Annotated in this window: 27 protein-coding genes; 6 read left to right on the top strand and 21 right to left on the bottom strand. The window is 65.4% G+C overall.

Translation table 11 applies throughout. From position 1 onward, the window contains the following. Window positions 1-48: 48 nt before the first annotated feature. The 16 genes from lpdA to sdhC all read right to left on the bottom strand — a co-directional run bounded on the left by lpdA (window position 49) and on the right by sdhC (window position 16,924). A complete protein-coding gene (gene lpdA / locus K6301_RS13610) occupies window positions 49-1,455 on the bottom strand; it encodes a dihydrolipoyl dehydrogenase (protein WP_247217663.1) in 1,407 nt (468 codons plus the stop codon). Window positions 1,456-1,478: 23 nt separating this feature from the next. Next, complete coding sequence (locus K6301_RS13615; protein ID WP_247217665.1) at window positions 1,479-2,231, bottom strand: SDR family oxidoreductase; 753 nt, start codon at window positions 2,229-2,231, stop codon at window positions 1,479-1,481. Beyond that, window positions 2,228-2,716, bottom strand: a complete 489-nt coding sequence (locus K6301_RS13620) for a hypothetical protein (protein WP_247217667.1) — start codon at window positions 2,714-2,716, stop codon at window positions 2,228-2,230. The genes K6301_RS13615 and K6301_RS13620 overlap by 4 nt, the downstream gene beginning before the upstream one ends. A 3-nt stretch (window positions 2,717-2,719) precedes the next feature. Next, window positions 2,720-3,364 carry a LysE family translocator gene (locus tag K6301_RS13625; RefSeq protein ID WP_247217669.1) on the bottom strand — a complete coding sequence of 215 codons (645 nt, stop codon included), beginning with the start codon at window positions 3,362-3,364 and terminating at the stop codon, window positions 2,720-2,722. A gap of 13 nt (window positions 3,365-3,377) precedes the next feature. Beyond that, window positions 3,378-3,788, bottom strand: coding sequence for an MAPEG family protein (locus tag K6301_RS13630; protein WP_247217671.1), 411 nt, complete (start codon window positions 3,786-3,788; stop codon window positions 3,378-3,380). Window positions 3,789-3,798: 10 nt separating this feature from the next. Then, window positions 3,799-5,040, bottom strand: a complete 1,242-nt coding sequence (gene odhB, locus K6301_RS13635) for a 2-oxoglutarate dehydrogenase complex dihydrolipoyllysine-residue succinyltransferase (RefSeq protein ID WP_247217673.1) — start codon at window positions 5,038-5,040, stop codon at window positions 3,799-3,801. 103 nt (window positions 5,041-5,143) lie between these two features. After that, window positions 5,144-8,140, bottom strand: coding sequence for a 2-oxoglutarate dehydrogenase E1 component (locus K6301_RS13640; protein WP_247217675.1), 2,997 nt, complete (start codon window positions 8,138-8,140; stop codon window positions 5,144-5,146). Between the two features lie 139 nt (window positions 8,141-8,279). Next, on the bottom strand, window positions 8,280-9,182 hold the full coding sequence (gene sucD, locus K6301_RS13645; RefSeq protein WP_247217677.1) for a succinate--CoA ligase subunit alpha: 903 nt from the start codon (window positions 9,180-9,182) through the stop codon (window positions 8,280-8,282). 17 nt (window positions 9,183-9,199) lie between these two features. Next, window positions 9,200-10,393 carry an ADP-forming succinate--CoA ligase subunit beta gene (sucC, locus tag K6301_RS13650; protein ID WP_134649328.1) on the bottom strand — a complete coding sequence of 398 codons (1,194 nt, stop codon included), beginning with the start codon at window positions 10,391-10,393 and terminating at the stop codon, window positions 9,200-9,202. 70 nt (window positions 10,394-10,463) lie between these two features. Beyond that, window positions 10,464-11,426: a malate dehydrogenase gene (gene mdh, locus K6301_RS13655; protein WP_134649327.1), complete on the bottom strand. Its 963-nt coding sequence runs from the start codon at window positions 11,424-11,426 to the stop codon at window positions 10,464-10,466. Between the two features lie 166 nt (window positions 11,427-11,592). After that, entirely contained in the window at window positions 11,593-12,786 is a 1,194-nt protein-coding gene (gene zapE, locus K6301_RS13660) for a cell division protein ZapE (protein ID WP_247217679.1), read from the bottom strand. A 34-nt stretch (window positions 12,787-12,820) separates the two neighbouring features. Further along, window positions 12,821-13,351: a protease inhibitor Inh/omp19 family protein gene (locus tag K6301_RS13665; protein WP_160872074.1), complete on the bottom strand. Its 531-nt coding sequence runs from the start codon at window positions 13,349-13,351 to the stop codon at window positions 12,821-12,823. 143 nt (window positions 13,352-13,494) lie between these two features. Then, window positions 13,495-14,274: a succinate dehydrogenase iron-sulfur subunit gene (locus K6301_RS13670; RefSeq protein ID WP_134649324.1), complete on the bottom strand. Its 780-nt coding sequence runs from the start codon at window positions 14,272-14,274 to the stop codon at window positions 13,495-13,497. Between the two features lie 18 nt (window positions 14,275-14,292). Continuing rightward, window positions 14,293-16,134 (bottom strand): succinate dehydrogenase flavoprotein subunit, encoded by a 1,842-nt coding sequence (gene sdhA / locus K6301_RS13675; protein WP_247217680.1) that lies wholly within the window; start codon window positions 16,132-16,134, stop codon window positions 14,293-14,295. Window positions 16,135-16,140: 6 nt separating this feature from the next. Beyond that, the gene (gene sdhD, locus K6301_RS13680) at window positions 16,141-16,521 is read right to left on the bottom strand and encodes a succinate dehydrogenase, hydrophobic membrane anchor protein (RefSeq protein ID WP_247217682.1); all 381 of its coding nucleotides are present in this window, start codon (window positions 16,519-16,521) and stop codon (window positions 16,141-16,143) included. Window positions 16,522-16,531: 10 nt separating this feature from the next. Continuing rightward, on the bottom strand, window positions 16,532-16,924 hold the full coding sequence (gene sdhC / locus K6301_RS13685) for a succinate dehydrogenase, cytochrome b556 subunit (RefSeq protein ID WP_160872076.1): 393 nt from the start codon (window positions 16,922-16,924) through the stop codon (window positions 16,532-16,534). A 301-nt stretch (window positions 16,925-17,225) separates the two neighbouring features. Here sdhC and K6301_RS13690 point away from each other — a divergent pair, with 301 nt between their 5' ends. Beyond that, on the top strand, window positions 17,226-17,651 hold the full coding sequence (locus K6301_RS13690; protein ID WP_247217684.1) for a hypothetical protein: 426 nt from the start codon (window positions 17,226-17,228) through the stop codon (window positions 17,649-17,651). On the opposite strand, the gene K6301_RS13695 is transcribed toward K6301_RS13690, so the two are convergent. From K6301_RS13695 to tsaD, 5 genes are read right to left on the bottom strand one after another with little or no spacing between them, the layout of a single operon-like run. After that, on the bottom strand, window positions 17,632-18,288 hold the full coding sequence (locus K6301_RS13695; RefSeq protein WP_247217686.1) for a class I SAM-dependent methyltransferase: 657 nt from the start codon (window positions 18,286-18,288) through the stop codon (window positions 17,632-17,634). The genes K6301_RS13690 and K6301_RS13695 overlap by 20 nt on opposite strands. A gap of 7 nt (window positions 18,289-18,295) precedes the next feature. Further along, window positions 18,296-18,727 carry an EVE domain-containing protein gene (locus K6301_RS13700; protein ID WP_247217688.1) on the bottom strand — a complete coding sequence of 144 codons (432 nt, stop codon included), beginning with the start codon at window positions 18,725-18,727 and terminating at the stop codon, window positions 18,296-18,298. Between the two features lie 4 nt (window positions 18,728-18,731). Beyond that, on the bottom strand, window positions 18,732-19,025 hold the full coding sequence (locus tag K6301_RS13705) for a YciI-like protein (RefSeq protein WP_134649317.1): 294 nt from the start codon (window positions 19,023-19,025) through the stop codon (window positions 18,732-18,734). 32 nt (window positions 19,026-19,057) lie between these two features. After that, window positions 19,058-20,038, bottom strand: coding sequence for an NAD(P)H-dependent glycerol-3-phosphate dehydrogenase (locus K6301_RS13710; protein WP_247220620.1), 981 nt, complete (start codon window positions 20,036-20,038; stop codon window positions 19,058-19,060). A gap of 2 nt (window positions 20,039-20,040) precedes the next feature. Beyond that, entirely contained in the window at window positions 20,041-21,135 is a 1,095-nt protein-coding gene (tsaD, locus tag K6301_RS13715) for a tRNA (adenosine(37)-N6)-threonylcarbamoyltransferase complex transferase subunit TsaD (RefSeq protein ID WP_247217690.1), read from the bottom strand. A 74-nt stretch (window positions 21,136-21,209) separates the two neighbouring features. On the opposite strand from tsaD, the gene hemC reads away from it, so the two are divergent. From hemC to K6301_RS13740, 5 genes are all read left to right on the top strand, one after another. Further along, a complete protein-coding gene (hemC, locus tag K6301_RS13720; protein ID WP_247217692.1) occupies window positions 21,210-22,139 on the top strand; it encodes a hydroxymethylbilane synthase in 930 nt (309 codons plus the stop codon). 3 nt (window positions 22,140-22,142) lie between these two features. After that, window positions 22,143-22,868 (top strand): uroporphyrinogen-III synthase, encoded by a 726-nt coding sequence (locus K6301_RS13725; protein WP_247217694.1) that lies wholly within the window; start codon window positions 22,143-22,145, stop codon window positions 22,866-22,868. 99 nt (window positions 22,869-22,967) lie between these two features. Further along, entirely contained in the window at window positions 22,968-24,185 is a 1,218-nt protein-coding gene (locus K6301_RS13730) for a COG4223 family protein (RefSeq protein WP_247217697.1), read from the top strand. 13 nt (window positions 24,186-24,198) lie between these two features. After that, entirely contained in the window at window positions 24,199-25,815 is a 1,617-nt protein-coding gene (locus K6301_RS13735; protein ID WP_247217698.1) for a heme biosynthesis protein HemY, read from the top strand. Between the two features lie 104 nt (window positions 25,816-25,919). Beyond that, window positions 25,920-26,408, top strand: a complete 489-nt coding sequence (locus tag K6301_RS13740) for a tellurite resistance TerB family protein (protein ID WP_247217701.1) — start codon at window positions 25,920-25,922, stop codon at window positions 26,406-26,408. Window positions 26,409-26,411 lie beyond the last annotated feature (3 nt).

The raw sequence follows: 26,411 nt of genomic DNA on the forward strand, positions 1-26,411 counted from the left end.
AATGCCGAGAGATGACAGGCGGCCGGTTGTCGCAGCCGCCGTATCGGATCACATGTGGATGGGCTTGAAGAAGGTTGCGAGCGCTGCTTCCTTCACGGCTTCCGACATGGTCGGATGCGCGTGGCAGGTGCGGCCGAGATCTTCCGAGGAGCCGCCGAACTCCATCAGCACGGCCGCCTCGTGGATCATCTCGCCGGCACCGAAGCCGACGATGTGCACGCCGAGCACGCGGTCCGTGTCCTTGTCGGCCAGAACCTTCACGAAACCGTCCGTTGCCAACATGGCGCGGGCGCGGCCATTGGCGGTGAACGGGAACTTGCCCACCTTGTAGGCGATGCCTGCGGCCTTCAACTCTTCCTCGGTCTTGCCGACGGAGGCGACTTCCGGCTGTGTGTAGACGACGCCGGGGATGACGTCATAGTTCACATGACCCGCCTGGCCGGCGAGGATTTCGGCAACGGCGACACCCTCGTCTTCCGCCTTGTGGGCGAGCATCGGGCCGCGCACGACGTCGCCGAGCGCATAGATGCCGGAAACGTTCGTCTGGAAATGCTTGTCGATCTCGACGCGGCCGCGGCTGTCGAGCGCCACGCCGGCTTCCGCAAGGCCGAGGCCTTCGGTGTAGGGCTTGCGGCCGGTGGCGATCAGCACGACATCGGCGTCGATGGTGGTGGCCTCACCGCCCTTGACCGGCTCGAAGGTCACCTTGGCGCCCGCGCCCGTCTTCTCCACGCCCGTCACCTTGGCGCCGAGCTTGAAGTCGATGCCCTGCTTGGCCAGCATGCGCTGGAACTGCTTGGAGACCTCGCCGTCCATGCCGCCAAGGATCGTGTCGAGATATTCGACGACCGTGACCTTGGCGCCGAGGCGCGCCCAGACCGAGCCGAGCTCCAGCCCGATGACGCCGCCGCCGACGACCACCAGATGGCCGGGCACCTTATCGAGCGCAATGCCGCCGTTCGAGGAGACGATGACCTTCTCGTCGATCTCGACCGGGACGCCCGGAATGCCAGCGACGTCGGAACCCGTGGCGATCACGATGTTCTTCGTTTCGAGGACCTGCTCCTCGCCCTTGTCATTGGTGACGGAGACCTTGCCGGCGCCCAGCACCTTGCCGGTGCCCTGGATGCCGTCGATCTTGTTCTTCTTGAAGAGGAAGGCGACGCCGTCGACGTTCGACTTCACCGTGGCATCCTTGTGCGCCATCATCTTCGGCAGGTTGAGGGTCGGCTTCACGCCGTCGATGCCGAGTGCTTCCATGCCGTGGGCGGCGTGGCTGTAGGTCTCCGACGCATGCAGCAGCGCCTTGGAGGGGATGCAGCCGACATTGAGGCAGGTGCCGCCATAGGTGGCGCGCTTTTCGACGACCGCGACCTTCAGCCCGAGCTGGGCCGCCTTGATGGCGCAGACATAGCCGCCGGGGCCGGAACCGATAACGATGAGATCATATGCCATGACAAGTCCTTCCTGCGCAGGGCCTAGCGGCCGCCGCTGACGTTGAGGGCGGCACCCGTTACATAGGATGCCGCATCGGAGAGAAGATAGAGAATGGATCGGGCCACTTCATCGGCCGTGCCCGGCCGCTGCATCGGGATGAGCGACGCCATGTCGCGCGCCCGGTCCGGCAAGCCGCCGGAAGCGTTGATTTCGGTATCGATGATGCCGGGGCGCACGAGGTTCACGCGAACGCCTTCGGCTGCGACCTCGCGGGCGAGGCCGATGGTGAAGCTCTCGATCGCGCCCTTGCTGGCGGCATAGTCGACATATTGCCCGGCCGCGCCGAGCTGGGCCGCAACGGACGAGAGGTTGACGATCGCGCCGCCCGCGCCGCCGTGACGGTTCGACATGCGACGCACGGCTTCCTGCGCGCAGCGGATCGAGCCCATGACGTTGACGGCGAACATGCGCTCCAGCCGCTCGGACGACATCTCGTCGACGCGCTGCGGCGTCGCGACGATGCCGGCATTGTTGACGAGGCCGTCGATCCGGCCGAACGTGCCGTCGATGGTCGAGAAGATCGAGGCGAGGCCAAGCTCGGTGCCCACATCGCCCTGAACGGGGATCGCCGATCCGCCGGCCGCGCGGATATCCGCCACCACGGCCTCGGCGGCCTGGAGATTGGTGACATAGTTCACGGCCACCTGCCAGCCGGCGGCGCCCGCCAGCCGGCAGACGCTGGCGCCGATACCACGGCTGCCGCCGGTCACGAGAAGAACGGGAGCCTCGCTCACGCCGCGCACCCCTTCAGCTTGAGAAGATCCCACGGCACCACCTTTGCCTTGCCCTCGTCCCACAGCTTCGAATAGCGCAGCGACGGGCCGAAGCCGGAGAGCAGCACGCCTGCCGCTGCCGTAGCACTCTCATCCGGCAGGTCGGCCGCATCGCCCGCGCCGTCGAGTGCGTAGATCACGCCCTCCCAGACCGTGCAGGCGGCGATCTCCTCGCCGGTCACATCGCCCTCCGGGCACTTGTACATGACCATGCCGTTCGAGCGGGCGGGATCGCCCGGCATGACGATACCGTCAAGCACGGTGCTGCTTGAAAGGACCTTCAGCTTGAAATGGTGGCTCGTCGCCGCGGCGTCGGAGCCGGTGGGTTCGAAGGTCAGTTCATAGCCGCCGTCGCGGTCTGCGTAGATCGCGCGGTCCTGCCGGCACTCCGCCGCGAAGGCGGAGGTTGCGGCAAGCAGACCGGCAAGGACGAGGACGACGCGCATCGCTTAGTGTGCCTTTTCCGTCGCGAGCTTGATGCCCAGCGCGATGAAGACGAGGCCGCTCGTGCGGTCGATCCACTGGCTGGCCCGTGAGAACGCGGTCCGCATGCGCGGCGTCGTCATGAAGAGCGAGACGCCGACGAACCAGGCGATGAGGCAGGTTGCCATGACGAGGCCGTAGCCGAACTTCACGGCGATCGGCGTGTGTGCGCTGACGACGGTGGAGAAGATCGACAGGAAGAAGAACACCGCCTTGGGATTGAGCGCATTGGCGAGGAAGCCGAGCCCGAAGGCGCGCAGCGCCGACTGGTCGCTCTTTGCACCCTCGCGCCCCTCCACCGCCTCGAGCGAAAGATCGGCCTTGCCGGCGCGCAGCGCCTTGATGCCGATATAGATGAGATAGGCCACGCCGCACCACTTCACGATATTGAAGAGATAGATCGACTGGGAAATGATCAACCCGAGGCCGAGGATCGTGTAGGTGACGTGGAACATCAGCGACGCGCCGACGCCGAAGGACGTGACGATCGCCGCCCGGCGCCCGTGCACCAGCGACTGGCGCATGACCATGGCGAGATCGGCCCCCGGCGAAACGATGGCGAAGGAGAAGATGGCCATCAGCGAGGCGAGTTCGAGAAGATAGCTGCTCATCGCTCTCGTCCTCCTAGACGATGATGACGCCCGCCATCACTGCCAGGCCCGCCAGCGAGGCAAGCCAGACCAGCGAGCGGATATAGGGAATGCCCGTCAGATAGAGCGGGATATAGACGAGGCGGGCGACGAACCACAGCCATGCGCCGACGAGGCCCCAGTCCGAGGGGTCGCCGGCGATCGCAAGCGCCAAAGCGAGCGCGACGAAACCGGCATAGGTCTCGCGGAAGTTGGCGGACGCGCGCGCGGCGCGTCCGGCGAGGATGCCTTGCGGTTCGCGCGCGCCGTCACGCGGACCGGCATTCCATTGCGAACCGAGCTCGCGCGTGGCGAGCATGCCCTGCAGGAGGATATGGAAGACGAGCAGCGCCACGCTCAGGACGATGAGCACGAGCATGGGATAAGCCAACGCTGCCGTCTCCATGAAAGCCTCCTTAGAGATCCAGAACCAGGCGCTCCGGATCTTCCAGGCTGTCCTTGACGCGCACGAGGAAGGTCACGGCTTCCTTGCCGTCGACGATGCGGTGGTCATAGGACAGCGCGAGATACATCATCGGGCGGATGACGATCTGGCCACCGACGACGACCGGGCGCTCCTGGATTTTGTGCATGCCGAGGATGCCTGACTGCGGCGCGTTCAGGATCGGCGAGGACATCAGCGAGCCGTAGACGCCGCCGTTCGAGATGGTGAACGTGCCGCCCTGCATGTCGGCCATGGACAGCGCGCCGTCACGCGCGGCCTTGCCGAGACGGCCGATTTCCTTCTCGATGGCGGCAATGCCCATCTGGTCGGCATCGCGCACGACCGGAACCACCAGACCCTTGTCCGTGCCGACGGCGACGCCGACATGGCAGTAGTTCTTGTAGATGATGTCGGTGCCGTCGATCTCGGCGTTGACGGCCGGCAGTTCCTTCAGCGCATGCGTCACGGCCTTGGTGAAGAAGCCCATGAAGCCGAGCTTCACGCCGTGCTTCTTCTCGAAGAGGTCCTTGTAGCGGTTGCGCAGGTCCATCACGGCCGACATGTCCACCTCGTTGTAGGTGGTCAGCATGGCTGCGGTGTTCTGGGCGTCCTTGAGGCGCTTGGCGATGGTCTGGCGCAGGCGCGTCATCTTCACGCGCTCTTCGCGCGGCGCATCGGCCTCGGAGGAGGCCGGACGGGCGGCAACCTTGGCAGGCTCGGCCGATGCAGCCGTCGATGCCGTGATGCCCTTGGCGACGGCAGCGAGCACGTCGCCCTTCAGCACCTGGCCGCGCTTGCCCGAACCATCGACCTGGTCGGCCGAGAGGTTGTTTTCGGCAAGAAGCTTTGCGGCGGCAGGAGCCGCCGGCATGGCGGAGGCGCCGCCGGCGGCGGGCTTGGCTTCGGCGGCCGGAGCGGCGGCAGGCGCCTTCTCGACCTTCTCGGCAGCGGCGGGAGCGGCCGCACCGGCGGAGGCGCCTTCGGTGATCTGGCCGAGCAGGCCGCCCGGCTCGACGGTCTCGCCGGCATTGGCGGTGATTTCGCCCAGCACGCCCGAGGCGGGCGCCGGCACTTCGATCGTCACCTTGTCGGTTTCGAGCTCACAGAGCGGTTCGTCGGCTTTGACGACGTCGCCCACCTTCTTGAACCAGGTGCCGACGGTCGCTTCGCTGACGGATTCGCCCAAAGTGGGGACGCGGATTTCGGTAGCCATGAGTGTGTTCCGTTCGTGATTCTTGTCGTGGTTACTGGAGCAATTCCAGGAAAAGCGTGAAGCGGTTTTCCGTCCGGAATTGCGCGAAAAACTGCCGGGCGGATCAACCGCCCAGCGCGTCCTCGAGGAAGGCAGCGAGCTGCGCGAGGTGCTTCGACATCAGGCCCGTTGCCGGCGATGCGGCAGCCGGACGGCCGGTGTAGCGCACGCGCTGGTACTTGGCGTCGATATGGGCGAGCACCCATTCGAGATAAGGGTCGATGAACGCCCAGGCGCCCATGTTCTTGGGCTCTTCCTGGCACCACACCATCTCGGCGTTGCGGAAGCGCGAAAGCTCGTTGATCAGCGCCTTGGCCGGGAACGGATAGAGCTGTTCCAGACGCAGCAGGTAGACATCGTCGATACCACGCTTTTCGCGCTCTTCCAGCAGGTCGTAGTAGACCTTGCCCGAGCACATGACGACACGGCGGATCTTGGCGTCCTTCTGGAGCTTGATCGGACCGTCCTTGATCACCTCGGCGTCGTCCCACAGCAGGCGGTGGAAGGAGGTTTCCCCCGCCATTTCCGACAGCGACGAGACGGCCCGCTTGTGGCGCAGCAGCGACTTCGGCGTCATCATGATGAGCGGCTTGCGGAAATCGCGCTTCACCTGGCGGCGCAGGATGTGGAAATAGTTCGCCGGCGTCGTGACGTTGGCGACCTGCATGTTGTCTTCCGCGCAGAGCTGCAGGAAGCGCTCAAGACGGGCGGAGGAATGCTCCGGCCCCTGGCCCTCGTAACCATGCGGCAGAAGGCAGACAAGGCCCGACATGCGCAACCACTTGCGTTCGCCCGACGAGATGAACTGGTCGAAGATGACCTGCGCACCATTGGCGAAGTCGCCGAACTGGGCTTCCCAAAGGGTCAGCGCGTTCGGACGGGCCAGCGAGTAGCCGTATTCGAAACCGAGCACCGCTTCTTCCGAGAGCATCGAGTTGATGACCTCGTAGCGCGCCTGCGTGGGCGACAGGTTGGAGAGCGGAATGTAGCGGTCTTCGGTCTCCTGATCGTAGAGAACCGAGTGACGCTGCGAGAACGTGCCGCGTTCGCAATCCTGACCGGAGAGGCGAATCTTGGTGCCTTCCACGCACAGCGTGCCGAAGGCCAGAGCCTCGCCCATCGCCCAATCGATGCCCTCGCCCGTCTCGATCATCTGCATGCGGTTGTCCATGAACCGCTGGATGGTCTTGTGAGCCTTGAAGCCTTCCGGGATCGTCGCGATCTTGCGGCCGATTTCCTTGAGCTGCTTCATGGGCACCGAGGTCTTGCCGCGGCGCTGTTCGTCCTGGTTGTCGGCCGAGCGCAGGCCCGACCATGCACCGTCGAGCCAGTCGGCCTTGTTCGGCTTGTAGGACTGGCCGGCCTCGAACTCCTGTTCGAGATTGGCGCGCCAGTCGGCCTTCATCTTCTCGAATTCGCCTTCCGAGATGACGCCTTCGGCAATGAGCCGCGCGCCATAGAGGCTGACCACGGTCTTGTGGGCGCGGATCGCCTTGTACATCTTCGGCTGCGTGAACGCCGGCTCGTCGCCTTCGTTGTGGCCGAAGCGGCGGTAGCAGAAGATGTCCAGCACGACCGGCTTGTGGAACTTCATGCGGAATTCGGTCGCGACCTTCGCGGCATAGGTCACCGCTTCCGGATCGTCGCCGTTCACATGGAAGATCGGCGCCTCAATCATCTTGGCCACGTCCGACGGATAGGGCGAAGAGCGCGAGAAGGCCGGGTTCGTGGTGAAGCCGATCTGGTTGTTGATGATGACGTGGACCGTGCCGGCGACGCGGTGGCCGCGCAGGCCGGACAGGCCGAGGATTTCGGCCACGACGCCCTGGCCCGCGAAGGCCGCATCGCCGTGCAGCAAGAGCGGCATCACCTTCGCGCGTTCGCGTAGCGGGATGATATCGCCCTCGAAGACCGTCGCCATCTGGTCCTGCTTGGCGCGGGCCTTGCCCATCACGACAGGGTTGACGATCTCGAGATGCGAAGGGTTGGCCGTCAGCGACAGGTGCACCTTGTTGCCGTCGAACTCGCGGTCCGAGGAGGCGCCGAGGTGATACTTCACGTCACCGGAGCCTTCGACGTCGTCAGGCGCGTAGGAGCCGCCCTTGAACTCGTGGAACACGGCGCGGTGGGGCTTGGCCATCACATTGGTGAGAACGTTCAGGCGGCCGCGGTGGGCCATGCCGAGCACGATTTCCTTGAGGCCCAGCTGACCGCCGCGCTTGATGATCTGCTCCAGCGCCGGGATCAGCGCTTCGCCGCCATCGAGGCCGAAACGCTTGGTGCCCTTGTACTTGACGTCGATGAACTGCTCGAAACCTTCGGCCTCGATCAGCTTCTGGAGGATCGCCTTCTTGCCCTCGGGCGTGAAATCGACGCCCTTGTCCGGGCCTTCGATGCGCTCCTGGATCCAGCCCTTCTCTTCCGGGTTGGAGATGTGCATGAATTCGACGCCGATCGTCGAGCAGTAGGTGCGCTCGAGGATTTCGACCATTTCGCGCACGGTGGCGTATTCGAGGCCGAGCACGTTATCGATGAAGATCTTGCGGTCGAGATCCTTCTCCTCGAACCCGTAATTCGACGGCGAAAGCTCGTGATAGTCCTCGACGGGTGCCGCGATGGCGAGCGGGTCGAGCTTGGCGTGCAGGTGGCCGCGGGCGCGGTAGGCGCGGATCATCATGATGGCGCGCACGCTGTCGCGCGTCGCCTGGTTGACGTCGGCCTGGTTGACGGGCGTGCCTGTCTGCGCGGCGGCGGCTTCAGCCTTCGCCTGCACCTTCTTTTCCAGAACCTTTTCGACGACGCCCCAATTGCCGTCGAGCGCGGAGACGAGTTCGCCATTGGCGGCGATCGGCCAGTTCGCGCGCTTCCACGAAGCACCCTTGGCAGCCTTCACGACATCGGAAGGCTGGTCTTCGAGGGCCTTGAAGAAGGCCTGCCATTCCTCGCCGACGGAGGCGGGATTCGCCTCGTACTGGGCGTAGAGCTGCTCGATATAGGCCGCGTTCGCTCCGTCGAGGAAGGAAGTGGCCAGGAATTGTTCGTTGGCGTCTTGCCGTGCCATGGTCTTTCGCGGGCGCCGCGCCCGCCTCCCGAACGATCGTGTTGACCGGGCCTGCCCGGTTTTCCGCCCGCCCGGCTTTTAGCCGGCGACCGGTGAGATGGATCGGCCGGCTTCGTCAGCCGGCCAACCCGTTTTGTTGTCAGCCCTTCAGGACTTCCACCAGCGTCTTGCCGAGGCGCGCCGGAGAGGGCGAAACCGTGATGCCCGCCGCTTCCATGGCGGCGATCTTGGATTCCGCATCGCCCTTGCCGCCCGAGACGACAGCGCCGGCATGACCCATGGTACGGCCCTTCGGCGCCGTGCGGCCCGCGATGAAGCCGGCCATCGGCTTCTTGCGGCCCTTCTTGGCTTCGTCGATGAGGAACTGCGCCGCATCTTCTTCAGCCGAACCGCCGATTTCGCCGATCATGATGATGGACGTCGTGGCGTCGTCGGCCAGGAACATCTCCAGCACGTCGATGAACTCGGTGCCCTTGACCGGGTCGCCGCCGATGCCGACGGCCGTGGTCTGGCCGAGGCCTTCGTTGGAGGTCTGGAACACGGCTTCATAGGTAAGCGTGCCGGAGCGCGAAACAATACCGACGGAGCCCTTGCGGAAGATCGAGCCCGGCATGATGCCAATCTTGCATTCTTCCGGCGTCAGGATGCCGGGGCAGTTCGGGCCGAGCAGGCGCGAGGAGGAGCGGTCGAGGCGGGCCTTGACGCGCACCATGTCGGCGACCGGGATGCCCTCGGTGATGCAGGTGATGAACGGGATTTCCGCTTCGATCGCCTCGATGATCGCATCCGCGGCACCTGCCGGCGGAACATAGATCACGGACGCATCCGCGCCGGTCTTTTCCTTGGCTTCGGCGACGGAGGCGAAGATCGGCAGGGTTTCGCCCTTGGAGCCGGTCCAGGTTTCGCCGCCCTTCTTCGGGTGGATGCCGCCGACCATCTGCGTGCCGTAATAGGCGAGCGCCTGTTCGGTGTGGAAGGTCCCGGTCTTGCCGGTCAGGCCCTGAACGAGGACCTTGGTGTTCTTGTTGACGAGAATCGACATGAGGTCTGGTCCTTCCGTTAGCCGTTGATCGCGGCGACGATCTTCTTGGCAGCGTCGTCCAGATCGTCGGCGGCGGTGATCGCCAGGCCGGATTCGTTCAGGATCTTCTTGCCAAGCTCGACATTCGTGCCTTCGAGGCGAACGACCAGCGGAACCTTGAGGCCGACTTCCTGCACGGCAGCGACCACGCCTTCGGCGATGACGTCACACTTCATGATGCCGCCGAAGATGTTGACGAGGATGCCCTCGACCTTCGGGTCGGCGGTGATGATCTTGAAGGCAGCCGCCACCTTCTCCTTGCCGGCGCCGCCGCCGACGTCGCAGAAGTTCGCCGGCTCCTTGCCGTAGAGCTTGATGATGTCCATCGTCGCCATGGCGAGACCGGCGCCGTTGACCATGCAGCCGATATTGCCGTCGAGCGCCACATAGGCGAGATCCCACTTGGAGGCCTCGATTTCCTTGGCGTCTTCCTCGGTCTCGTCGCGCAGCGCCTTGATGTCTTCGTGGCGGAACAGCGCGTTGCCGTCGAAGGAGACCTTGGCGTCGAGAACGCGCACGCGGCCGTTCTTCATGACGATCAGCGGGTTGATCTCGAGCAGGCTCATGTCCTTCTCGACAAAGGCCTTGTAGAGGATGGGGAACAGCTTCTCGCCGTCGGCCTTGGCTTCGCCTTCGAGCTTGAGGGCCGAGGTCAGCTTCGCCAGATCGTCCGCGGTGACGCCCTTCTCCGGATTGATCGCGACGGTGACGATCTTCTCCGGGGTGTCGTGCGCGACGGCCTCGATGTCCATGCCGCCTTCGGTGGAGACGACGAAGGCCACCTCGCCGACGGAACGGTCGACCAGCAGGGAGAGGTAGAGTTCGCGGTCGATATCGGCGCCGTCCTCGATATAGAGGCGGTTCACCTGCTTGCCGGCAGGGCCGGTCTGGGCGGTGACGAGCGTGTTGCCGAGCATTTCCTTGGCATGGGCCTTGGCTTCGTCGATAGAGAAGGCAAGGCGCACGCCGCCCTTGGCATCGGGGCCGAGCTCCTTGAACTTGCCCTTGCCGCGGCCGCCGGCATGGATCTGGCTCTTGACCACGTAAAGCGGACCGGGCAGCGACTTGGCAGCCGCCTCGGCCTCGTCGGCGGAGAAGATCGCCACGCCTTCGGCGACCGGCGCGCCATAGCTCTTCAGAAGAGCCTTGGCCTGATATTCATGAATGTTCATGGTGAAATCCTGTCTGGAGCATGTCCAGCAAAATGCCTTTGCCGGACATGCGTGAACAAAAGAACCGGAATTACTTCAGCGCGGGCGCGATGTTGATGCAGGCTTCGCAAAGGCCTGCGACGGCCGCGACCGACTTCTCGAAGGCTTCCTGTTCGGCCTTGTTGAATTCGACCTCGATGATGCGCTCGACGCCACCCTCGCCGATGACGGTGGGAACGCCGACATACATGTCCTTCACACCGTACTGGCCCGACAGGTAAGCCGCGCAGGGCAGAACCCGCTTCTTGTCCTTCAGGTAGGACTCGGCCATTTCGATCGCGGACGCGGCAGGTGCATAGTAGGCCGAGCCCGTCTTGAGCAGGCCGACGATCTCCGCGCCGCCGTCACGGGTGCGCTGGATGATTTCTTCCAGGCGCTCCTTGGTGACCCAGCCCATCTTGACGAGGTCGGTCAGCGGAATGCCGGCGACGGTGGAGTAACGGGCGAGCGGCACCATCGTGTCGCCGTGGCCGCCGAGAACGAAGGCGGTGACGTCCTGGACGGAAACCTTGAATTCCTCGGAGAGGAAGAGGCGGAAGCGGGCCGAGTCCAGCACGCCGGCCATGCCGACGACCTTGTTCTTCGGCAGGCCGGAGAACTTCTGCAGCGCCCAGACCATCGCGTCGAGCGGGTTGGTGATGCAGATGACAAAGGCGTCGGGGGCATATTTCTTGATGCCGGCGCCGACCTGTTCCATGACCTTGAGGTTGATGCCGAGCAGGTCGTCGCGGCTCATGCCGGGCTTGCGGGCAACGCCTGCGGTGACGATGCAGACATCGGCGCCCTCGATCGCGGCGTAGTCGCTGGCGCCCGTCAGCGAAGCATTGAAGCCTTCGACCGGCGAGGACTGGGCGATATCCAGGCCCTTGCCCTGCGGGATACCGTCGGCAATGTCGAAGAGGACGATGTCGCCCAGCTCCTTCAGGCCGGCGAGATGCGCCAGCGTGCCACCGATCATGCCAGAACCAATAAGTGCGATCTTCTTGCGGGCCATGAAAGCTTCCTTTGCTTCGATCAACAGGCCCGGCAATGTCGCAACCGCAGGACCCTTCGGCGCAAGGGCTTACGCTTGTCAGGTTAAAAATTCAATACATACTTTTGGATCGAAGTATTTCAATCGGTTAGATGCAAATTTTCTTACGTAAACGTAAGAATTTCCGTCATGCTTTCGTCACGCCCGTGCTGTATCTGGCGTTGTGGTCCGCCAGATACTCGGTGCTGCGGATCTCGATGAGGCGCGAGACGGTGCGATCGAATTCGAAGCCTTCCGTGCCCTTGCGGGTGACCAGAAGATTTTCGGGCGCGGCGGCGGCGGACGCAAAAAGCCGCGCACGATGATCGTAGATCGTGTCCACGAGATTGATGAAGCGCTTGGTCTCGTTGCGCTTTTCCGCACCGAGCAGCGGGATGTGATCCACGAACAGCGTATCGTAATGCGCGAGGATCTCGAGGTAATCGGCAGCACCCAGCGGCCTGGCGCACAGATCGGCAAAGGAGAAGCGGGCGGCCCGCCCGGCCGCCTGCGGCACGGCGATGGTCCGCCCGCGAAACGACAGCGTCGCCGGCGCGACCGTCGCGCCCGCCGTCTCGCGGCGCCAGGCGGCATCCATCGCCGCATCTGCCTCGCTGCCCAGCGGATGGCGGAAAACGGGCAGGCCGCTGTCCTTTTCCATGCGATAGTCCGTCACGGAATCGAGCGGCACGATCTCGACATACTGTTTGAGAAGATCGACGAACGGCAGGAAGAGGTCGCGGTTGAGACCCTCGCGATAAAGATTGTCCGGCTCGACATTCGACGTCGCGACGAGGATGCAGCCACGCTGGAAAAGCTCGCCGAAGAGCCGCGACAGGATCATCGCATCCGCGATATCGGTCACGGAGAATTCATCGAAGCAGAGCAGGCGTGCTTCCTCGATGAGGCTGGCGGCCACAGGCGGCACGGGGTCGGCCTGTTTGGTCTCGCCCGCCTTCAGCTTCTGCCGGTGCTTGTGGATGCGGTCGTGCACATCCGCCATGAATTCGTGGAAATGCGCCCGCCGCTTGCGCTTCAGCGGCGCAAGCTCGAAGAACATGTCCATCAACATGGTCTTGCCCCGGCCGACGCCGCCATGGATGTAGAGCCCCTTCGGGGCCGCGACGCTTTCGGGCTTGCGGGAGGCGAAGAGCCAGCCGAGCGCGCTCGACTTGCGCGCCGGGCGCTGGACGTGGAGTTCACTCAGCAATCTGTCGAAGCGCAGCGCCATCGCCTGCTGCGCCGCATCCGGCTTCAGCGTTCCGCTTGCCACGAGGGCCTTCAGCCTGCCTGAAACGCCATGTTCCGGATGTGTCGAAACACTGTCCCAGTGCTTGCCCATGGGCGATGCTTATCCGCGTCGGAAGAGAAAGGGATCAGCGCGACAGGCTAACCGGCTGGCCCGAATTGGTCGATCCGTCGAAGCGGGTATCGGCCGTCTTGTAGAGGCGCGCGATGGGATTGCCCTCGCGGTCCTTGAGCACGACCTGTTTGCCGGCGACTTCCCAGGAGCCCATCGCCGTCAGCTCGCCTGCGCAGCCGCGCGTGCCGCCGCGCGACCCGCCGCCGAGATTGGTGAGCGTCAGGAACATGTCGCAGGAGGACGGACCGTTCGCCACCCGCCAGTTGCCGACCATGGATTCCTTCTTGACGTCGAGCGCGCTCGCCGCGGCGGCCGCGTTGCCCGTGCCGGTCGCCATGGCCGTATCGGTCGTCGGCTGGGCGGGGAACTGCGCGGTATCCGTGGTCGGATCGGGCAGCTGGCTGGACGAGACGCTGCCGACGGGCTGTCCCTGGAGCGGCGTGATGTTCGGCTGCGTATTCACGCTGTCCATCGGCGCGGTCCGCTGGCACCCCGCAAGAGCAAGGGCCATCATCAGTCCGCCTGCCACATGATGAATCCGCATGTCGATACTCCCGATATCTGCCCGATACTGCTGCCGTGCAGCAATTCTCGCCGAATTAACGTGAATCGCCCGCATGAATCAAGACGGAACGGCCCGAATGATCAGGCCGCCTCGTCACGTTTCGTGAACGCTGCTTATGTAGGTCAGAGACGGCGCTCGACCAGCATCTTCTTGATCTCGCCGATTGCCTTGGCCGGATTGAGGCCTTTCGGGCAAGCCTGGGCGCAATTCATGATCGTGTGGCAGCGATAGAGACGGAAGGGATCTTCCAGATTGTCGAGGCGCTCGCCGGTGGCTTCGTCGCGGCTGTCGATCAGCCAACGATAGGCCTGGAGCAGGACGGCCGGGCCGAGATAACGGTCGCCGTTCCACCAGTAGCTGGGACAGGAGGTCGAGCAGCAGGCGCAGAGAATGCACTCGTAGAGCCCGTCCAGCTTGAGGCGGTCGTCATGGCTCTGCTTCCACTCCTTGGCCGGCGTCGGCGACACGGTCTTCAGCCAGGGCTCGATCGAGCGGTGCTGGGCGTAGAAGTTGGTGAGGTCAGGGATGAGATCCTTCACCACGGGCATATGCGGCAGCGGATAGACCTTCACCGCCCCCTTCACCTCGTCCATGCCCTTGGTGCAGGCGAGCGTGTTCGTGCCGTCGATGTTCATGGCGCAGGAGCCGCAGATGCCCTCGCGGCAGGAGCGGCGCAGCGTCAGCGTCGGATCGATCTTGTTCTTGATGTAGAGCAGCGCATCGAGAACCATCGGCCCGCAATCGTCGACATCGATGTAATAGGTGTCGATCGACGGGTTCTTGCCGTCATCGGGGTTCCAGCGGTAGACGCGCAGCTCGCGCGTATTGGTGGCGCCGGCCGGCTTCGGCCAGACCTTGCCTTCGCTGATCTGCGAGTTTTTCGGGAGAGCGAGTTCAACCATGTCCTGTTCTCCTCGATATCAGTAGACGCGCGCCTTGGGCGCGATCTTCTGGGGATCGATCCCGTCGGCGATGAGGTCGGTGTGCACGGGGCGATAGTCGAGCTTCACATCGCCCGCCTCGTTGACCCATGCGAGCGTGTGCTTGCGCCAGTTGACGTCGTCGCGGCCGCCGAACGGGCCGTCGACATAGTCCTCGCGGGCATGCGAGCCGCGGCTTTCCTTACGCGCCTCGGCGCTATAGACCGTCGTGATGGCGTTGGCCATCAGGTTCTCCAGCTCCAGCGTCTCGACGAGGTCGGAATTCCAGATCATCGAACGGTCGGTGACCTTGATGTCAGGCAGTTCCTTCCAGATTTCCGTGATGCGCTTGCAGCCGTTTTCCAGCGATTCCTGCGTGCGGAACACGGCGGCGTCTTCCTGCATGGTGCGCTGCATCTTGTCGCGCAGCACGGCCGTCGGCGTGCTGCCATTGGCGTAGCGCAGGCGGTCGAAGCGATCCATGATCCTGTCGCAGGCAGCGATGTCGAGCGCCGGGACCGGCTCGTCGCGGTCGATGACCTCGCCGGCGCGGATGGCCGCGGCACGGCCGAAGACCACCAGGTCGATCAGCGAGTTGGAACCGAGGCGGTTTGCGCCGTGCACCGAAGCGCAGCCGGCTTCGCCCACGGCCATGAGGCCGGGCGCGATGCGCTCCGGGTTCTGGCCGTCGGCATTGAGCACTTCGCCCCAGTAGTTCGTGGGAATGCCGCCCATATTGTAGTGCACAGTCGGCAGGACCGGGATCGGCTCGCGCGTCACGTCGACGCCCGCAAAGATCTTCGCGCTCTCGGAAATGCCCGGCAGGCGCTCGTGCAGAACGGCCGGATCGAGATGGTCGAGATGCAGGAAGATGTGGTCCTTGTTCTTGCCGACGCCGCGGCCTTCGCGGATTTCCATCGTCATGCAGCGCGAGACGACGTCGCGCGAGGCGAGGTCCTTGGCGGACGGGGCATAACGCTCCATGAAGCGCTCGCCTTCGGAATTGACGAGATAACCGCCCTCGCCGCGCGCACCCTCGGTGATGAGGCAGCCCGCGCCGTAGATGCCGGTCGGGTGGAACTGCACGAATTCCATGTCCTGCAGCGGCAGGCCGGCGCGCGCGATCATGCCGCCACCGTCGCCCGTGCAGGTATGTGCGGAGGTCGCCGAGAAGTAGGCGCGGCCGTAACCGCCGGTCGCCAGAACCACCATCTTGGCGGCGAAGCGATGGATCGTGCCGTCGTCGAGGTTCCATGCGACGACGCCGGTGCAGCGGCCGTCGGCCGACATGATCAGGTCGAGCGCGAAATACTCGATGAAGAATTCCGCATTGTTGCGCAGCGACTGGCCGTAGAGCGTGTGCAGGATGGCGTGGCCGGTACGGTCGGCGGCGGCACAGGTGCGCTGCACCGGCGGGCCTTCGCCATAGTTCTGCATGTGGCCGCCGAACGGGCGCTGGTAGATCTTGCCTTCGGCATTGCGCGAGAAGGGCACGCCGTAATGCTCGAGCTCATAGACCGCCTTCGGCGCTTCCATGGCGAGATACTGCATGGCGTCGACGTCGCCGAGCCAGTCGGAGCCCTTGACGGTATCGTACAGGTGCCACTGCCAGCAGTCGGGCGTCATGTTGACGAGCGAGGCGGCAATGCCGCCCTGGGCGGCGACGGTGTGCGAACGCGTCGGGAAGACCTTGGTGATGCAGGCCGTCTTGAGACCCTGTTCGGCCATGCCGAGCGTGGCGCGCAGGCCCGCACCGCCGGCGCCGACGACGATCACGTCGAAGTAGTGGTCCACATAGGTATAGGCCTTGCCGTTGGCCGCCGGGGAGGAGTTCGCTGCCATGATGGATTATCCTGCGAAGGCGATCTTGAGGACGGCGAAAAGACAGAGAGCGCCGACCAGAAACGCGAAGAAGGTATTGAGCATGAGAAGGGCGATCTTGATGCCTTCCGCATGCACGTAGTCCTCGATGATGACCTGCATGCCGAGCTTCATGTGCACGAGGCCGGAGATCACGACGAGGCCCATGATAACGGCCACGAACGGGTTCGACAGCGCGGCCGTCACCTCCGCATAGGAGGCGCCGTTGTAGCAGATGAGGAAGCCGACGAAGAATAGAATGAGCGGAACGTTCGACATGGCCGTCAGGCGCTGGCGCCAGAAATGCTCCGTGCCGTCCTTTGCCGAGCCGAGACCACGAACCTTGCCGAGGGGAGTGCGCATATCCATGACGATGTCCTCAGCGGGCCAGATATCCGGCGACCCAGATCAGCACGGTGAGCGTGATCGAGACGACCGGAGTAAGAATGGCGATCCTGGTGGCAAAGTGCTTCTCGTAGCCGTGCCCCATGTCCCACATGAAATGGCGGAGCCCGCCGAGCATGTGATGCATCAGCGCCCAGGTATAGCCGAAGAGCACGAGGCGGCCGATCAGCGTGCCGAAGAACCAGCTGACCCAGCTGAAATAGGCCTCGCCCGAGGCGGCGGCGATCAGCCACCAGGCGACGAGCACCGTGCCGAAGTAGAGCGCCGCGCCGGTGATGCGGTGCACGATGGACATGACCATCGTCGGGATCGGCTTGTAGACTTGGAGATGCGGCGAGAGCGGCCGGCTTCGAGTGACATTCGCCATCTGAACCTCACGGAACCCCGGAGAGCCATAAACTGGACAAATTTTCTCCGGAATTGCAGTATGTTGTGCACAATGCAGTGATTGCGACGTTTAATCACCGGAAAGCGGAACCACAAGCCTCATTGCAGTGCAGAATGAATTTAATCGATTAGAGATCGCGCGTGCGTGCGCGCCGCTTTGAGACATCGCCGCGCCGTTAACGATATCTGCAAATTCTTCAAGCCTGTCAGTGACTTTCCGCGGCCAGAGGGCCATTCTGCCCGTTAACGATTTGTTAACCACCCACGGAAGGCAGGACAGAATGACTCTGTTATCGGCACTCCGCGCGACGAAAGTCTTCGTGCTTGCGGCCGCGCTCGTGACAGGCGGCATGACGGCCGCCCATGCCGGCGACGGCCTGCGCCATCGCCATCACCACAATCATGGCGGCCTGAAGACGATCTCGCGTCTCGATACCGATGCCAGCCGCGGCGGCTTCAGCACCCGGCTGCGCTATCACGGCGACGGCGGCAGGCGCGCCGACCCGGATTTCTACACCGGCGGCATCGTCGCCTATCGTGAGGGCGGCAGCGGTCTTTATTTCTATGTCGAGGACGACGGCGGCTATCGCTGGTCCGCCCGGCCGGCGGAGCGCCGTGCAAGCGGGCCGAAGATCATAACGCTCAGCCCGGGCCACAACGATTGTGCATGGGAAGCGGGCGTCTGCGTCATCCGGCCGGGCCGGTGAAACGCCAGACCGTGGTCTTCTTGACCTCGCTGTCCTCCAGCGCCCGCGTCACCGGCACCGTATAGGTGGCGAGCGCTTCCATGCGCTCGCGCGGGCAATAGGCGCGGCCGGGATCGCCGACCAGCACCGTGGCGCCGCGCGCGGCAAGCGCGGCAAACCAGGGAATGAGCGCTTCGGCGAAGGCGCGGTCGTAGAATACGTCGCCAGCAAGAACGACGTCCCAGCCTTCATCGCGTCCAAGCATGTCCTCGCTCGTGCTGTCGAGCGACACGTCGTTCAGCGCCGCGTTCAGGCGGATCGCCGTTCCGCTCCAGGGATCGATATCCGCCGCCAGCACCGATGAAGCGCCCGAAAGCAGCGCCGCGATGCCGACGAGGCCGGAGCCGCTGGCGAAATCCAGCACCGATTTGCCTGCTACCAGCGCCGGGTGGTCCAGCACATGGCGCGCAAGCCCCTGACCGCCCGCCCAGGCAAAGGCCCAGAAGGGCGGCGGCAGGCCGATCTCCTCCAGCTCCGCCTCGGTTTTCAGCCACAGGTCATGCGCCTCCGAGGCGAGCCTGAGCCTCACCTCCGGCACATGCGGCGGCGCCAGCACGTCCGTATTGTCGATGATGAAGACCTGCGGGTCCGTCCTCACGGGCGGGTCAGCGCGGCGGGTTGTCGAGACCGCCCATGCGGCAGACCTCGATCCACTCCTCCTCCGTGACCGGCTGCACCGAAAGGCGCATGGAGGTGACGAGCGCCATCTTGGAAAGCTTCGGGTTGGCCTTCACGTCCTTGAGCGAGACGGGCTTCGGCATGTCGCACACAGCGCGGATATCGACGCAGTCCCAGCGCGGATCGTCGCCCGCGGTCGAATCGGGGTGCGACAGGGCGCAGACCTCGGTGATGCCGACGACCTCCAGCCCCTCGTTGGAGTGGTAGAAGAAGCCCTTGTCGCCGATCTTCATGGCCCGCATGTTGTTGCGCGCCAGGTAGTTGCGCACGCCGTCCCATTCCTCGCCGGCCTCGCCTTTCGACTTCAGCTTGTCCCAGGAGAACTTGAAGGGTTCGGATTTATAGAGCCAGTACGCCATCGATTCAGGCCTCCGGGTTGTTGAAGACCCAGTTCCAGGCCTTCACCTCGACCGAGGCGAACAAGCCGGCCTTGGCATAGGGATCGTTGGCGGCGATTTCGCGCGCGGCCTCGATCGTCTCGGCCTTGACCACGACGAGGCTGCCCGTCGGCTTGCCGTCCTCGCCGAGGAAGGGACCGGCAAAGGCAAGCGTGCCTTCGGTGTTGAGCGCATTCAGATAGGCGACATGTTCGGGACGCGTATCGAGGCGCACCTGCAGCGCGCCGGGCTTGTCCTGGCAGACGAATGCGAAAAGCATGGACGATCCTTCTCTGGCTTCTGGCCGTTCTGTCATTCCTGAGTGATGGGGCGCGTCATCAGCTGCCCGATGGCCGTCTTCACGTCGAGCGTGCCGTCGATGATGCGCGCCACCGCATCGGTGATCGGCATGTCGATGCCCATTTTGGCCGCGACGCCGGAAGCGACGGACGCGGCGAATGCGCCCTCGACGAGGTCGCCCGACCAGCCGGCCGCATTGCCCTCACGCCCGAGCGCGATGCCGAAGCGCAGGTTGCGCGACTGATGGCTGGTGCCGGTCAGCACGAGATCGCCGAGCCCGGACAGGCCCATGACGGTCACGCCCTCGCCGCCATGGCCTTCGACGAAGCGCGAGAGCTCCGCAAGCCCGCGCGAAATCAGCGCCGCCCGGGCCGAATCGCCGAGCTGCGTGCCCTCGATGATGCCGCAGGCGATCGCCAGCACGTTCTTGAGCGCGCCGCCGAGCTGCACGCCGATCCGGTCCGTCGACGGGTAAAGCCGGAAGGTCGGCCCGGAGAGCGCCTGCGCCAGCGTAGCACCGATCTCGATCGTGCGTGCGGCGATCACCATGGCCGTCGGCAGGCCCTTGGCGATATCGGCGGCGAAGCCGGGACCGGACAGCACCGCGATCTCGCGGCCCGGAAGCTCCTCTTCCAGCACGTCCGTCAGGAGGCGGCCCGTGTCCTTTTCCATGCCCTTGGCGCAGACAACGACGGCCGTGCCGGGCGCGAGCAGCGGCGCGAGCGCGCGCGCGGCTTCGCGCTGCGCCTGCGATGGCATGGCGAAAAGCACGATGCCCGCCCCACGCACCGCCTCGATATCCGCGCTGTAGGTCAGCGCATGCGGCAGGTCGATGCCCGGCAGCGCCTTTTCGTGACGGCGTGAAAGCCGCATCGTCTCGACAATGTCGGCAGCGCGGCCGATGAGAACGACATCCCCGCCGCTTGCCGCCGCAACGCTTGCAAGCGCGGTCCCGAAGGCGCCCGCGCCGACCACGGCGATCCTGCCCGAGATGCTCATGCCTTGGCTCCCCGTTTGCCGGATCCCAGAAGCGTCGCGGCCGCCTTGTCGAGCGGCCAGCGCGAGCGCGGCGCGACGGCAAGATCGTCCGCCGAAAGCCCCGCGGCCATGCGCTCCAGCCCCGCCCAGGCGATCATCGCCGCATTGTCCGTGCAGAGCGCCAGCGGCGGCGCGATGAACCGGAACCGGTTCTTGTCGCACAGCGCCTGAAGGGTCGCGCGCAGCTCGGCATTCGCCGCAACGCCGCCCGCCACCACCAGCGCCGGTGTCGCGACATCCGGATAGAGCGCGCGGAAACGCTCCAGCCCGCGGCCGATACGATCCTTCAGCGTGCGTGATACGGCGCGCTGGAAGGAGGCGCAGATGTCAGCGATGTCCTGCTCGGTGACGGGCTCGATCGACTGCGCGGCTTGCCGCACGGCCGTCTTGAGCCCGGAAAAGGAGAAATCGAGCCGCGCTTCGCCGACAAGCGGGCGCGGAAAGGTGAAGCGTTCGGCATTGCCGCGCTTCGCCATGCGCTCGACGGCCGGGCCGCCGGGATAGGGCAGGCCGAGCAGCTTGGCCGTCTTGTCGAAGGCCTCGCCGAGCGCGTCGTCGATGGTGGTGCCCCATCGCTCGTAATCGTCGACGCCGCGCACCAGCACGAGCTGGGTATGGCCGCCGGACACCAGCAGCATCAGATAGGGAAAGGCGATGCCATCGGTCAGCCGGGCCGTCAGCGCATGTCCCTCGAGATGGTTGACCGCATAGAGCGGCTTGCCAGTCGCCCGCGCAATGGCCTTGCCCGTCATCAGCCCGACGATCAGGCCGCCGATCAGTCCCGGACCGCTGGTCGCGGCGATGGCATCGACATCGGCAAGCGTGCGCCCGGACCGCAGGAGCGCCTCGGAAATCAGGCTGTCCAGCGCCTCGACATGGGCGCGCGCCGCGATCTCCGGCACCACGCCGCCATAGGCGCTATGCTCCTCGAGCTGGCTCAGCACCACCTCGCCCAGGATCTCGCCATGCCCGTCCGCCGCGCGTGTGACGACGGCCGCGGCGGTCTCGTCGCAGCTCGTTTCGATGCCGAGAATGGTCAGTTGGGACGACATGAAGCACTTGGGATTGATTGCGATGGGCGGAAAACCCGTTTACGAGACATCCCGGTAACAATGGATCAAGGCGGATGCAAACAAAACCTTTCCGGATCGGCACGCGCGGCAGCCCGCTGGCACTCGCCCAGGCCCACGAGACCCGTTCACACCTGATGGCGGCCCATGGCCTTGCCGAGGACATGTTCGAGATCGTCGTGCTCTCCACGAAGGGCGACCGCATCACCGACCGTTCGCTGGCGCTGATCGGCGGCAAGGGGCTGTTTACCGAGGAGATCGAGGCACAGCTGACCTCCGGCGAGCTCGATTTCGCCGTGCATTCCTCCAAGGACATGCCGACGAAACTGCCGGAAGGGCTGCATCTCTCCGCCTTCCTGCCGCGCGAGGATATCCGCGACGCCTTCATCGGACGCACCGCAAAGCGCCTGCTCGACCTGCCGCAGGGTGCAACCGTCGGCTCGGCCTCGCTGCGCCGGCAGGCGCTCATCCGCCGTCTGCGGCCGGACCTCAACGTCATCGTCTTCCGTGGCCAGGTCGATACCCGTCTCGGCAAGCTTGCTGCCGGCGAGGCCGATGCGACGCTGCTCGCCTATGCCGGGCTGAAGCGCCTCGGCAAGACCGACGTGCCAACTGAACTTCTCGACCCCGTTTCCTTCCCGCCCGCGCCGGCGCAGGGCGCGATCTGCATCGAAAGCCGCATCGGCGACGATCGCATCGGCGGCCTGCTTTCCGCCATCGACGACCGCACGACCCACGCCGCCGTGGCTTGCGAGCGCGGATTTCTCGCCACGCTCGACGGCTCCTGTCGCACGCCCATCGCCGGCTACGCGACCGTCGAGGGCGACCACATCCGGTTCCGCGGCATGATCCTGACGCCGGACGGCAGCCGTTTCCACGAAATCGAGACGAGCGGCCCGGTAAGCGATGCCGCAAGCCTCGGCGCCGATGCCGGCGAGGCGATCCGCGCGAAGGCGGGAGCCGGTTTCTTCGACAGCTGGACCTGAGCCATGCGCGTGCTCGTGCTTCGCCCCGAGCCGGCCGCGGCGCGCACCGCCAACACCCTCGTCGCGCGAGGCCATGACGCGGTGCCGCTGCCGCTCTCGAAAGCCGAACACGATATCGAGGCCGTCAGGGAAGCGCTCGCAACGCCACACGCGGCCATCGCCGTGACCAGCGCGGAAATCGCACGGCTGTTTTCGACGATCGGCACCGACCTCGCCCCGCATCTTTCGACACGCGTCTTCGCCGTGGGACAGGCCACCGCAGACGCGATGAAGGCGGTCGGTTTCCATGACGTCCACGCGGCCGGCGGCGACGGTGCTGCGCTGGCCGAAAGCATCATCGCGCATGGTCGCGCGACTGGTACGCCGGATAGCCCCATCCTCTATCTCGCCGGCAATCCGCGCGCATCCGGCTTCGAGAACAGGCTGCGGGCGGCAGGCATCCCGTTCCGAACGGTCGAAAGCTACCGCATGGCGGCGCTCACCTATCCCCCGGCCGCGGTCGCGGCTGCACTGCTGGAACCGGTGCCCGATGCCGTGCTTCTTTATTCGCCGGAAAGTGCGCGTGCCTTCTTCCGCCTCGCGCCGCTCCTGGAAATGCCGGATCGGTTTACGGCGCTGCGTCTTCTCTGCATGAGCCCGAATGTCGCGGCGATCGTGCCGGAACGCTTTGCCGCACAGGCCGAAACCGCTAGGGCGCCCGATGAGGCGAGCCTGCTCGCGCTGCTCTGACCGCAGCGCCGCGGCGGATGAATTTGCCGGCGGGGTCTTTCCCTCCCCGCCATCCCTGTCTACCTTTAGTGCAGTGCACATGAAGGCAAGGAGGTCGCCATGGAACCGGAAAACCCGTCCCGTCGCAAGAAGAGCGGCGACGAACCCGTGACGATCGATCTCGAAGCCGTTCCCGCCAGCGGCGAGGAGACGCGGCAGGCCGCTGAAGAACCTGCAGCGGAAGAGACGACGCCGGCCGCGGAAACCGCTTCCGAGACGCCCCCCGAGCAGGAAGACCAGAAGGACGAGCCGGTCGAGCCCGCCCGCCCCACCTATGAGGAGCCCGTGCGCGTCGAGACGCCGCCGCCTCCGCAGCGCGGCAATGCCGGCACGCTGGCCGCTGGCATTCTCGGCGGCCTCATCGCGCTCGTCGGCGCCGGCAGCCTGCAATATGGCGGCTATCTGCCCGCGCCCGGCCCCGAACGCGCCGGCGACGATGCCGCCCTTTCGAGCCTGGCGAACGAGGTCGAGGCGCTGAAGGCCCGGTTGGCGGAAACCCCGTCGGCCGCCCCGGTCGACCTCCAGCCGCTCGAAACCCGCCTCGCAGCCCTGGAAAAATCCACCGCCGAAGGTGGTGGCGCATCCGGCGCGGCCCCGGAAAGCGTGACGAAGCTCGAAGGCGACGTGACGCGGCTGAACAGCGAGCTTGCCGGCCTGCGTGACCAGATCGCCCGCACCAGCGAGGCGGTGGGCACCACCGAAAGCCAGCTGACTGAACGCATCGCTGCCGCCGAACAGAAGCTCGACGCGCCGCGCAGCGATATCGAAATGGCCAAGGCCGTGGCGGCGAGTGCGCTCAAGACCGCCATCGATCGCGGCGGCCCCTATCTTGCGGAGCTGGAGGCCTTTGCCAGCGTCGCGCCGGACGATCCGTCCATCGCGGGCCTGCGCGCCCATGCCGCCGTGGGCGTCGCGTCGCGCGCCGACCTCGCCGCCGATTTCCAGAAGACGGCCGATGCCATTCTCGACGCGGTGCACCAGCCGGACGGCGACCAGGGCATCATGAGCCGCCTGATGGCGAGCGCCGCTTCGGCCATCCGCGTTCGCCCGGTCGGCAGCATCGAGGGCGACAGCCCCGAGGCCGTCGTCGCCCGTATCGAAAACAAGCTGCAGAACGGCGATTTCAAGGGCGCGCAGATCGAATGGCAGACCCTGCCGGAAAAGGGCCAGGCCGCCGGCGCGGATTACAAGCGCAAGCTCGACGAGCGCGTCACGGTCGAGGCGCTGATCGGCAACGTCGTGTCCGGTGCGCTCAACGCCACGGCGAAACAGGGCTGACGGGAGAAGCTTCATGATCCGCATACTCGTTTTCGCTCTCTTCGTCCTCGCGCTTGCTGCCGGCTTTGCCTGGCTCGCCGATCGTCCGGGCGAACTCTCCATCATCTGGCAGGGCCAGCGCGCCGATATGAGCCTGATGGTGGCGGCGACGCTCGTCGTCTCGTTGATCGCGGCCGTGATGTTCTGCTGGTGGCTGGTGCGGGTCGTCTGGACCTCGCCGCACTCCATCCAGCGCTATTTCCGCGCCCGCAAGCGCGACCGCGGCTATCAGGCGCTGTCGACCGGCCTGATCGCCGCCGGCGCCGGCGATGCCGCCGGTGCCCGCAAGATGCTGTCGCGCACCAGGGGCCTGCTCAGCGCCGACCAGGAACCGCTCATCCACCTGCTCGAAGCGCAGGCCGCGATGATCGAGGGCCGCTATGACGACGCGCGCAAGACGTTCGAGCTCATGGCCGATGACCCGGAAACGCGCGAACTCGGCCTGCGCGGCCTCTATCTCGAAGCCCGGCGGCTCGGCGCCAACGAGGCGGCGCGGCAATATGCCGAGCGTGCCGCCGAAAAGGCACCGCAGCTTCCCTGGGCGACGGAAGCCGCGCTGGAATATCGCTCGGAAGCGGGCGATTGGGACGAGGCGCTGAAACTGCTCGGCGATGGCCGCTCCGGCTCGCCGGAGGACAAGAAGACCTTCGCCCGCCGCAAGGCCGTGCTGCTCACCGCCCGCGCTGCCGACAAGCTGGACGCCGACCCGAAGGGTGCGCGCGAGGATGCCCACCAGGCGCTGAAGCTGGACGAGACCTTCGTTCCCGCCGGCCTGATCGAGGCCAAGGCCTATCTGCGCGAAGACAACCTGCGCAAGGCGGCCGGCATCCTCGAAAAGCTCTGGAAGGCGACGGCGCATGCCGACGTGGCCAAGCTCTATGTCCGCGCCCGCAGCGGCGATTCGGCCACCGATCGCCTGAAGCGCGCGGAAAAGCTGGAGGCGCTGCGCCCCAACAATGCCGAGGCGCTCTATGTCGTGGCCGAGGCCGCGCTGGAAACGCGCAACTTCCCGCTTGCCCGCGCCAAGGCCGAAGCCTCGGCACGGCTTTCGCCGCGCGAAAGCGTCTTCCTTCTCCTGGCCGATATCGAGGATGCCGAGACCGGCGATCAGGGCCGTATCCGCCACTGGATGAACCAGGCGCTGAAGGCGCCGCGCGATCCGGCCTGGACCGCCGATGGCATCACATCGCCGGAATGGCGCGCCGTCTCGCCCGTCACGGGCCGCCTCGATGCCTTCGAATGGAAGACACCGGTCAGCGAATTGCAGGCGCCTGTCGAAGACGGCGCCGCCAATTCCGTCGAGGAGGCGATCCGCACCCTTCCTCCGCTCGCAATCGAGACGAAACCCGTCGCGGTCGTCGAGAACGTCGTGACCGTCGCGAAGACCGAGCCCGAGAAACCCGTCGTTGTCGCCGAAACAGTGGTCGAACCGGTCACGGTGAAGAGCACTAGAACGGAGACCGCCCCTGAAAAGGCAAAGCCGGCACCGGTCGAGCCGGAAGAACGTCCCTTCTACGGCCTGCCGGATGATCCGGGCGTCAAGGAAGGCGCGCTCAAGCGTGACGGCACGAGCGGGTTCAGGCTGTTCTAGAAGGCGAAGTCTGCCGGGTCGAGGGCGGGCGACGAACATGACAACAGGATGGGCGCCTGTCGCAAGAAGCGGACAGGGCCTTGCGACAATGGGGCTGATAGCAGATGTTCGAACGCCTGCAGCACTTTCTGGCGAGCCTTTCCGGCGGAGACGACAAGCGAGCCTTTGCCGTCGATGACCCGCGCGTGGCGGTCATGGCGCTCTGCATCCAGGTGATGGAAGCCGACGGCAAGGTGCTGGATGTCGAGAAGGCCGCCCTGCGCGCCCGCTTCAAGGACTATTACGATATCGATGAGAAGGAACTGGATGCGCTTGTCGCCGCCGGCGCCGACGCCGAAAGCGAGGCCATCGATTTCTTCCACTTCACCTCGGAGCTGAAGCGGCAGCTTTCGGAAGAACAGCGCATCGGTTTGATCGGCCTGCTCTGGGAAATCGTCTATGCGGATGGCGAGCGCAGCGAGATGGAGGATCACGCCATTTGGCGCATCGCCGACCTGCTCGGTGTCTCCGGCCGCGAACGCATCATGAAGCGGCAGGAAGCGGCCCAGCGCGCCGGCGCACAAGCGGCGCACGTGGAGGCCGGCGAAACCTGAACC

It is taken from the genome of Shinella oryzae (genome assembly GCF_023038235.1).
GTDB classification, from domain to species: Bacteria; Pseudomonadota; Alphaproteobacteria; order Rhizobiales; family Rhizobiaceae; genus Shinella; species Shinella sumterensis.

Excerpts from the sequence above, each read along its gene's own strand:
- K6301_RS13700 (WP_247217688.1), bottom strand. The coding sequence starts at position 18,727 with ATGGCGTACTGGCTCTATAAATCCGAACCCTTCAAGTTCTCCTGGGAC.
- sdhA (WP_247217680.1), bottom strand. The coding sequence starts at position 16,134 with ATGGCAGCGAACTCCTCCCCGGCGGCCAACGGCAAGGCCTATACCTAT.
- mdh (WP_134649327.1), bottom strand. The coding sequence starts at position 11,426 with ATGGCCCGCAAGAAGATCGCACTTATTGGTTCTGGCATGATCGGTGGC.
- sucC (WP_134649328.1), bottom strand. The coding sequence starts at position 10,393 with ATGAACATTCATGAATATCAGGCCAAGGCTCTTCTGAAGAGCTATGGC.
- zapE (WP_247217679.1), bottom strand. The coding sequence starts at position 12,786 with ATGGGCAAGCACTGGGACAGTGTTTCGACACATCCGGAACATGGCGTT.
- K6301_RS13640 (WP_247217675.1), bottom strand. The coding sequence starts at position 8,140 with ATGGCACGGCAAGACGCCAACGAACAATTCCTGGCCACTTCCTTCCTC.
- lpdA (WP_247217663.1), bottom strand. The coding sequence starts at position 1,455 with ATGGCATATGATCTCATCGTTATCGGTTCCGGCCCCGGCGGCTATGTC.
- K6301_RS13725 (WP_247217694.1), top strand. The coding sequence starts at position 22,143 with ATGCGCGTGCTCGTGCTTCGCCCCGAGCCGGCCGCGGCGCGCACCGCC.
- K6301_RS13670 (WP_134649324.1), bottom strand. The coding sequence starts at position 14,274 with ATGGTTGAACTCGCTCTCCCGAAAAACTCGCAGATCAGCGAAGGCAAG.
- sucD (WP_247217677.1), bottom strand. The coding sequence starts at position 9,182 with ATGTCGATTCTCGTCAACAAGAACACCAAGGTCCTCGTTCAGGGCCTG.
- tsaD (WP_247217690.1), bottom strand. The coding sequence starts at position 21,135 with ATGTCGTCCCAACTGACCATTCTCGGCATCGAAACGAGCTGCGACGAG.
- K6301_RS13735 (WP_247217698.1), top strand. The coding sequence starts at position 24,199 with ATGATCCGCATACTCGTTTTCGCTCTCTTCGTCCTCGCGCTTGCTGCC.
- hemC (WP_247217692.1), top strand. The coding sequence starts at position 21,210 with ATGCAAACAAAACCTTTCCGGATCGGCACGCGCGGCAGCCCGCTGGCA.
- K6301_RS13705 (WP_134649317.1), bottom strand. The coding sequence starts at position 19,025 with ATGCTTTTCGCATTCGTCTGCCAGGACAAGCCCGGCGCGCTGCAGGTG.
- sdhD (WP_247217682.1), bottom strand. The coding sequence starts at position 16,521 with ATGGATATGCGCACTCCCCTCGGCAAGGTTCGTGGTCTCGGCTCGGCA.
- K6301_RS13630 (WP_247217671.1), bottom strand. The coding sequence starts at position 3,788 with ATGGAGACGGCAGCGTTGGCTTATCCCATGCTCGTGCTCATCGTCCTG.
- sdhC (WP_160872076.1), bottom strand. The coding sequence starts at position 16,924 with ATGGCGAATGTCACTCGAAGCCGGCCGCTCTCGCCGCATCTCCAAGTC.
- K6301_RS13625 (WP_247217669.1), bottom strand. The coding sequence starts at position 3,364 with ATGAGCAGCTATCTTCTCGAACTCGCCTCGCTGATGGCCATCTTCTCC.
- K6301_RS13740 (WP_247217701.1), top strand. The coding sequence starts at position 25,920 with ATGTTCGAACGCCTGCAGCACTTTCTGGCGAGCCTTTCCGGCGGAGAC.
- K6301_RS13665 (WP_160872074.1), bottom strand. The coding sequence starts at position 13,351 with ATGCGGATTCATCATGTGGCAGGCGGACTGATGATGGCCCTTGCTCTT.
- K6301_RS13690 (WP_247217684.1), top strand. The coding sequence starts at position 17,226 with ATGACTCTGTTATCGGCACTCCGCGCGACGAAAGTCTTCGTGCTTGCG.
- odhB (WP_247217673.1), bottom strand. The coding sequence starts at position 5,040 with ATGGCTACCGAAATCCGCGTCCCCACTTTGGGCGAATCCGTCAGCGAA.
- K6301_RS13730 (WP_247217697.1), top strand. The coding sequence starts at position 22,968 with ATGGAACCGGAAAACCCGTCCCGTCGCAAGAAGAGCGGCGACGAACCC.
- K6301_RS13620 (WP_247217667.1), bottom strand. The coding sequence starts at position 2,716 with ATGCGCGTCGTCCTCGTCCTTGCCGGTCTGCTTGCCGCAACCTCCGCC.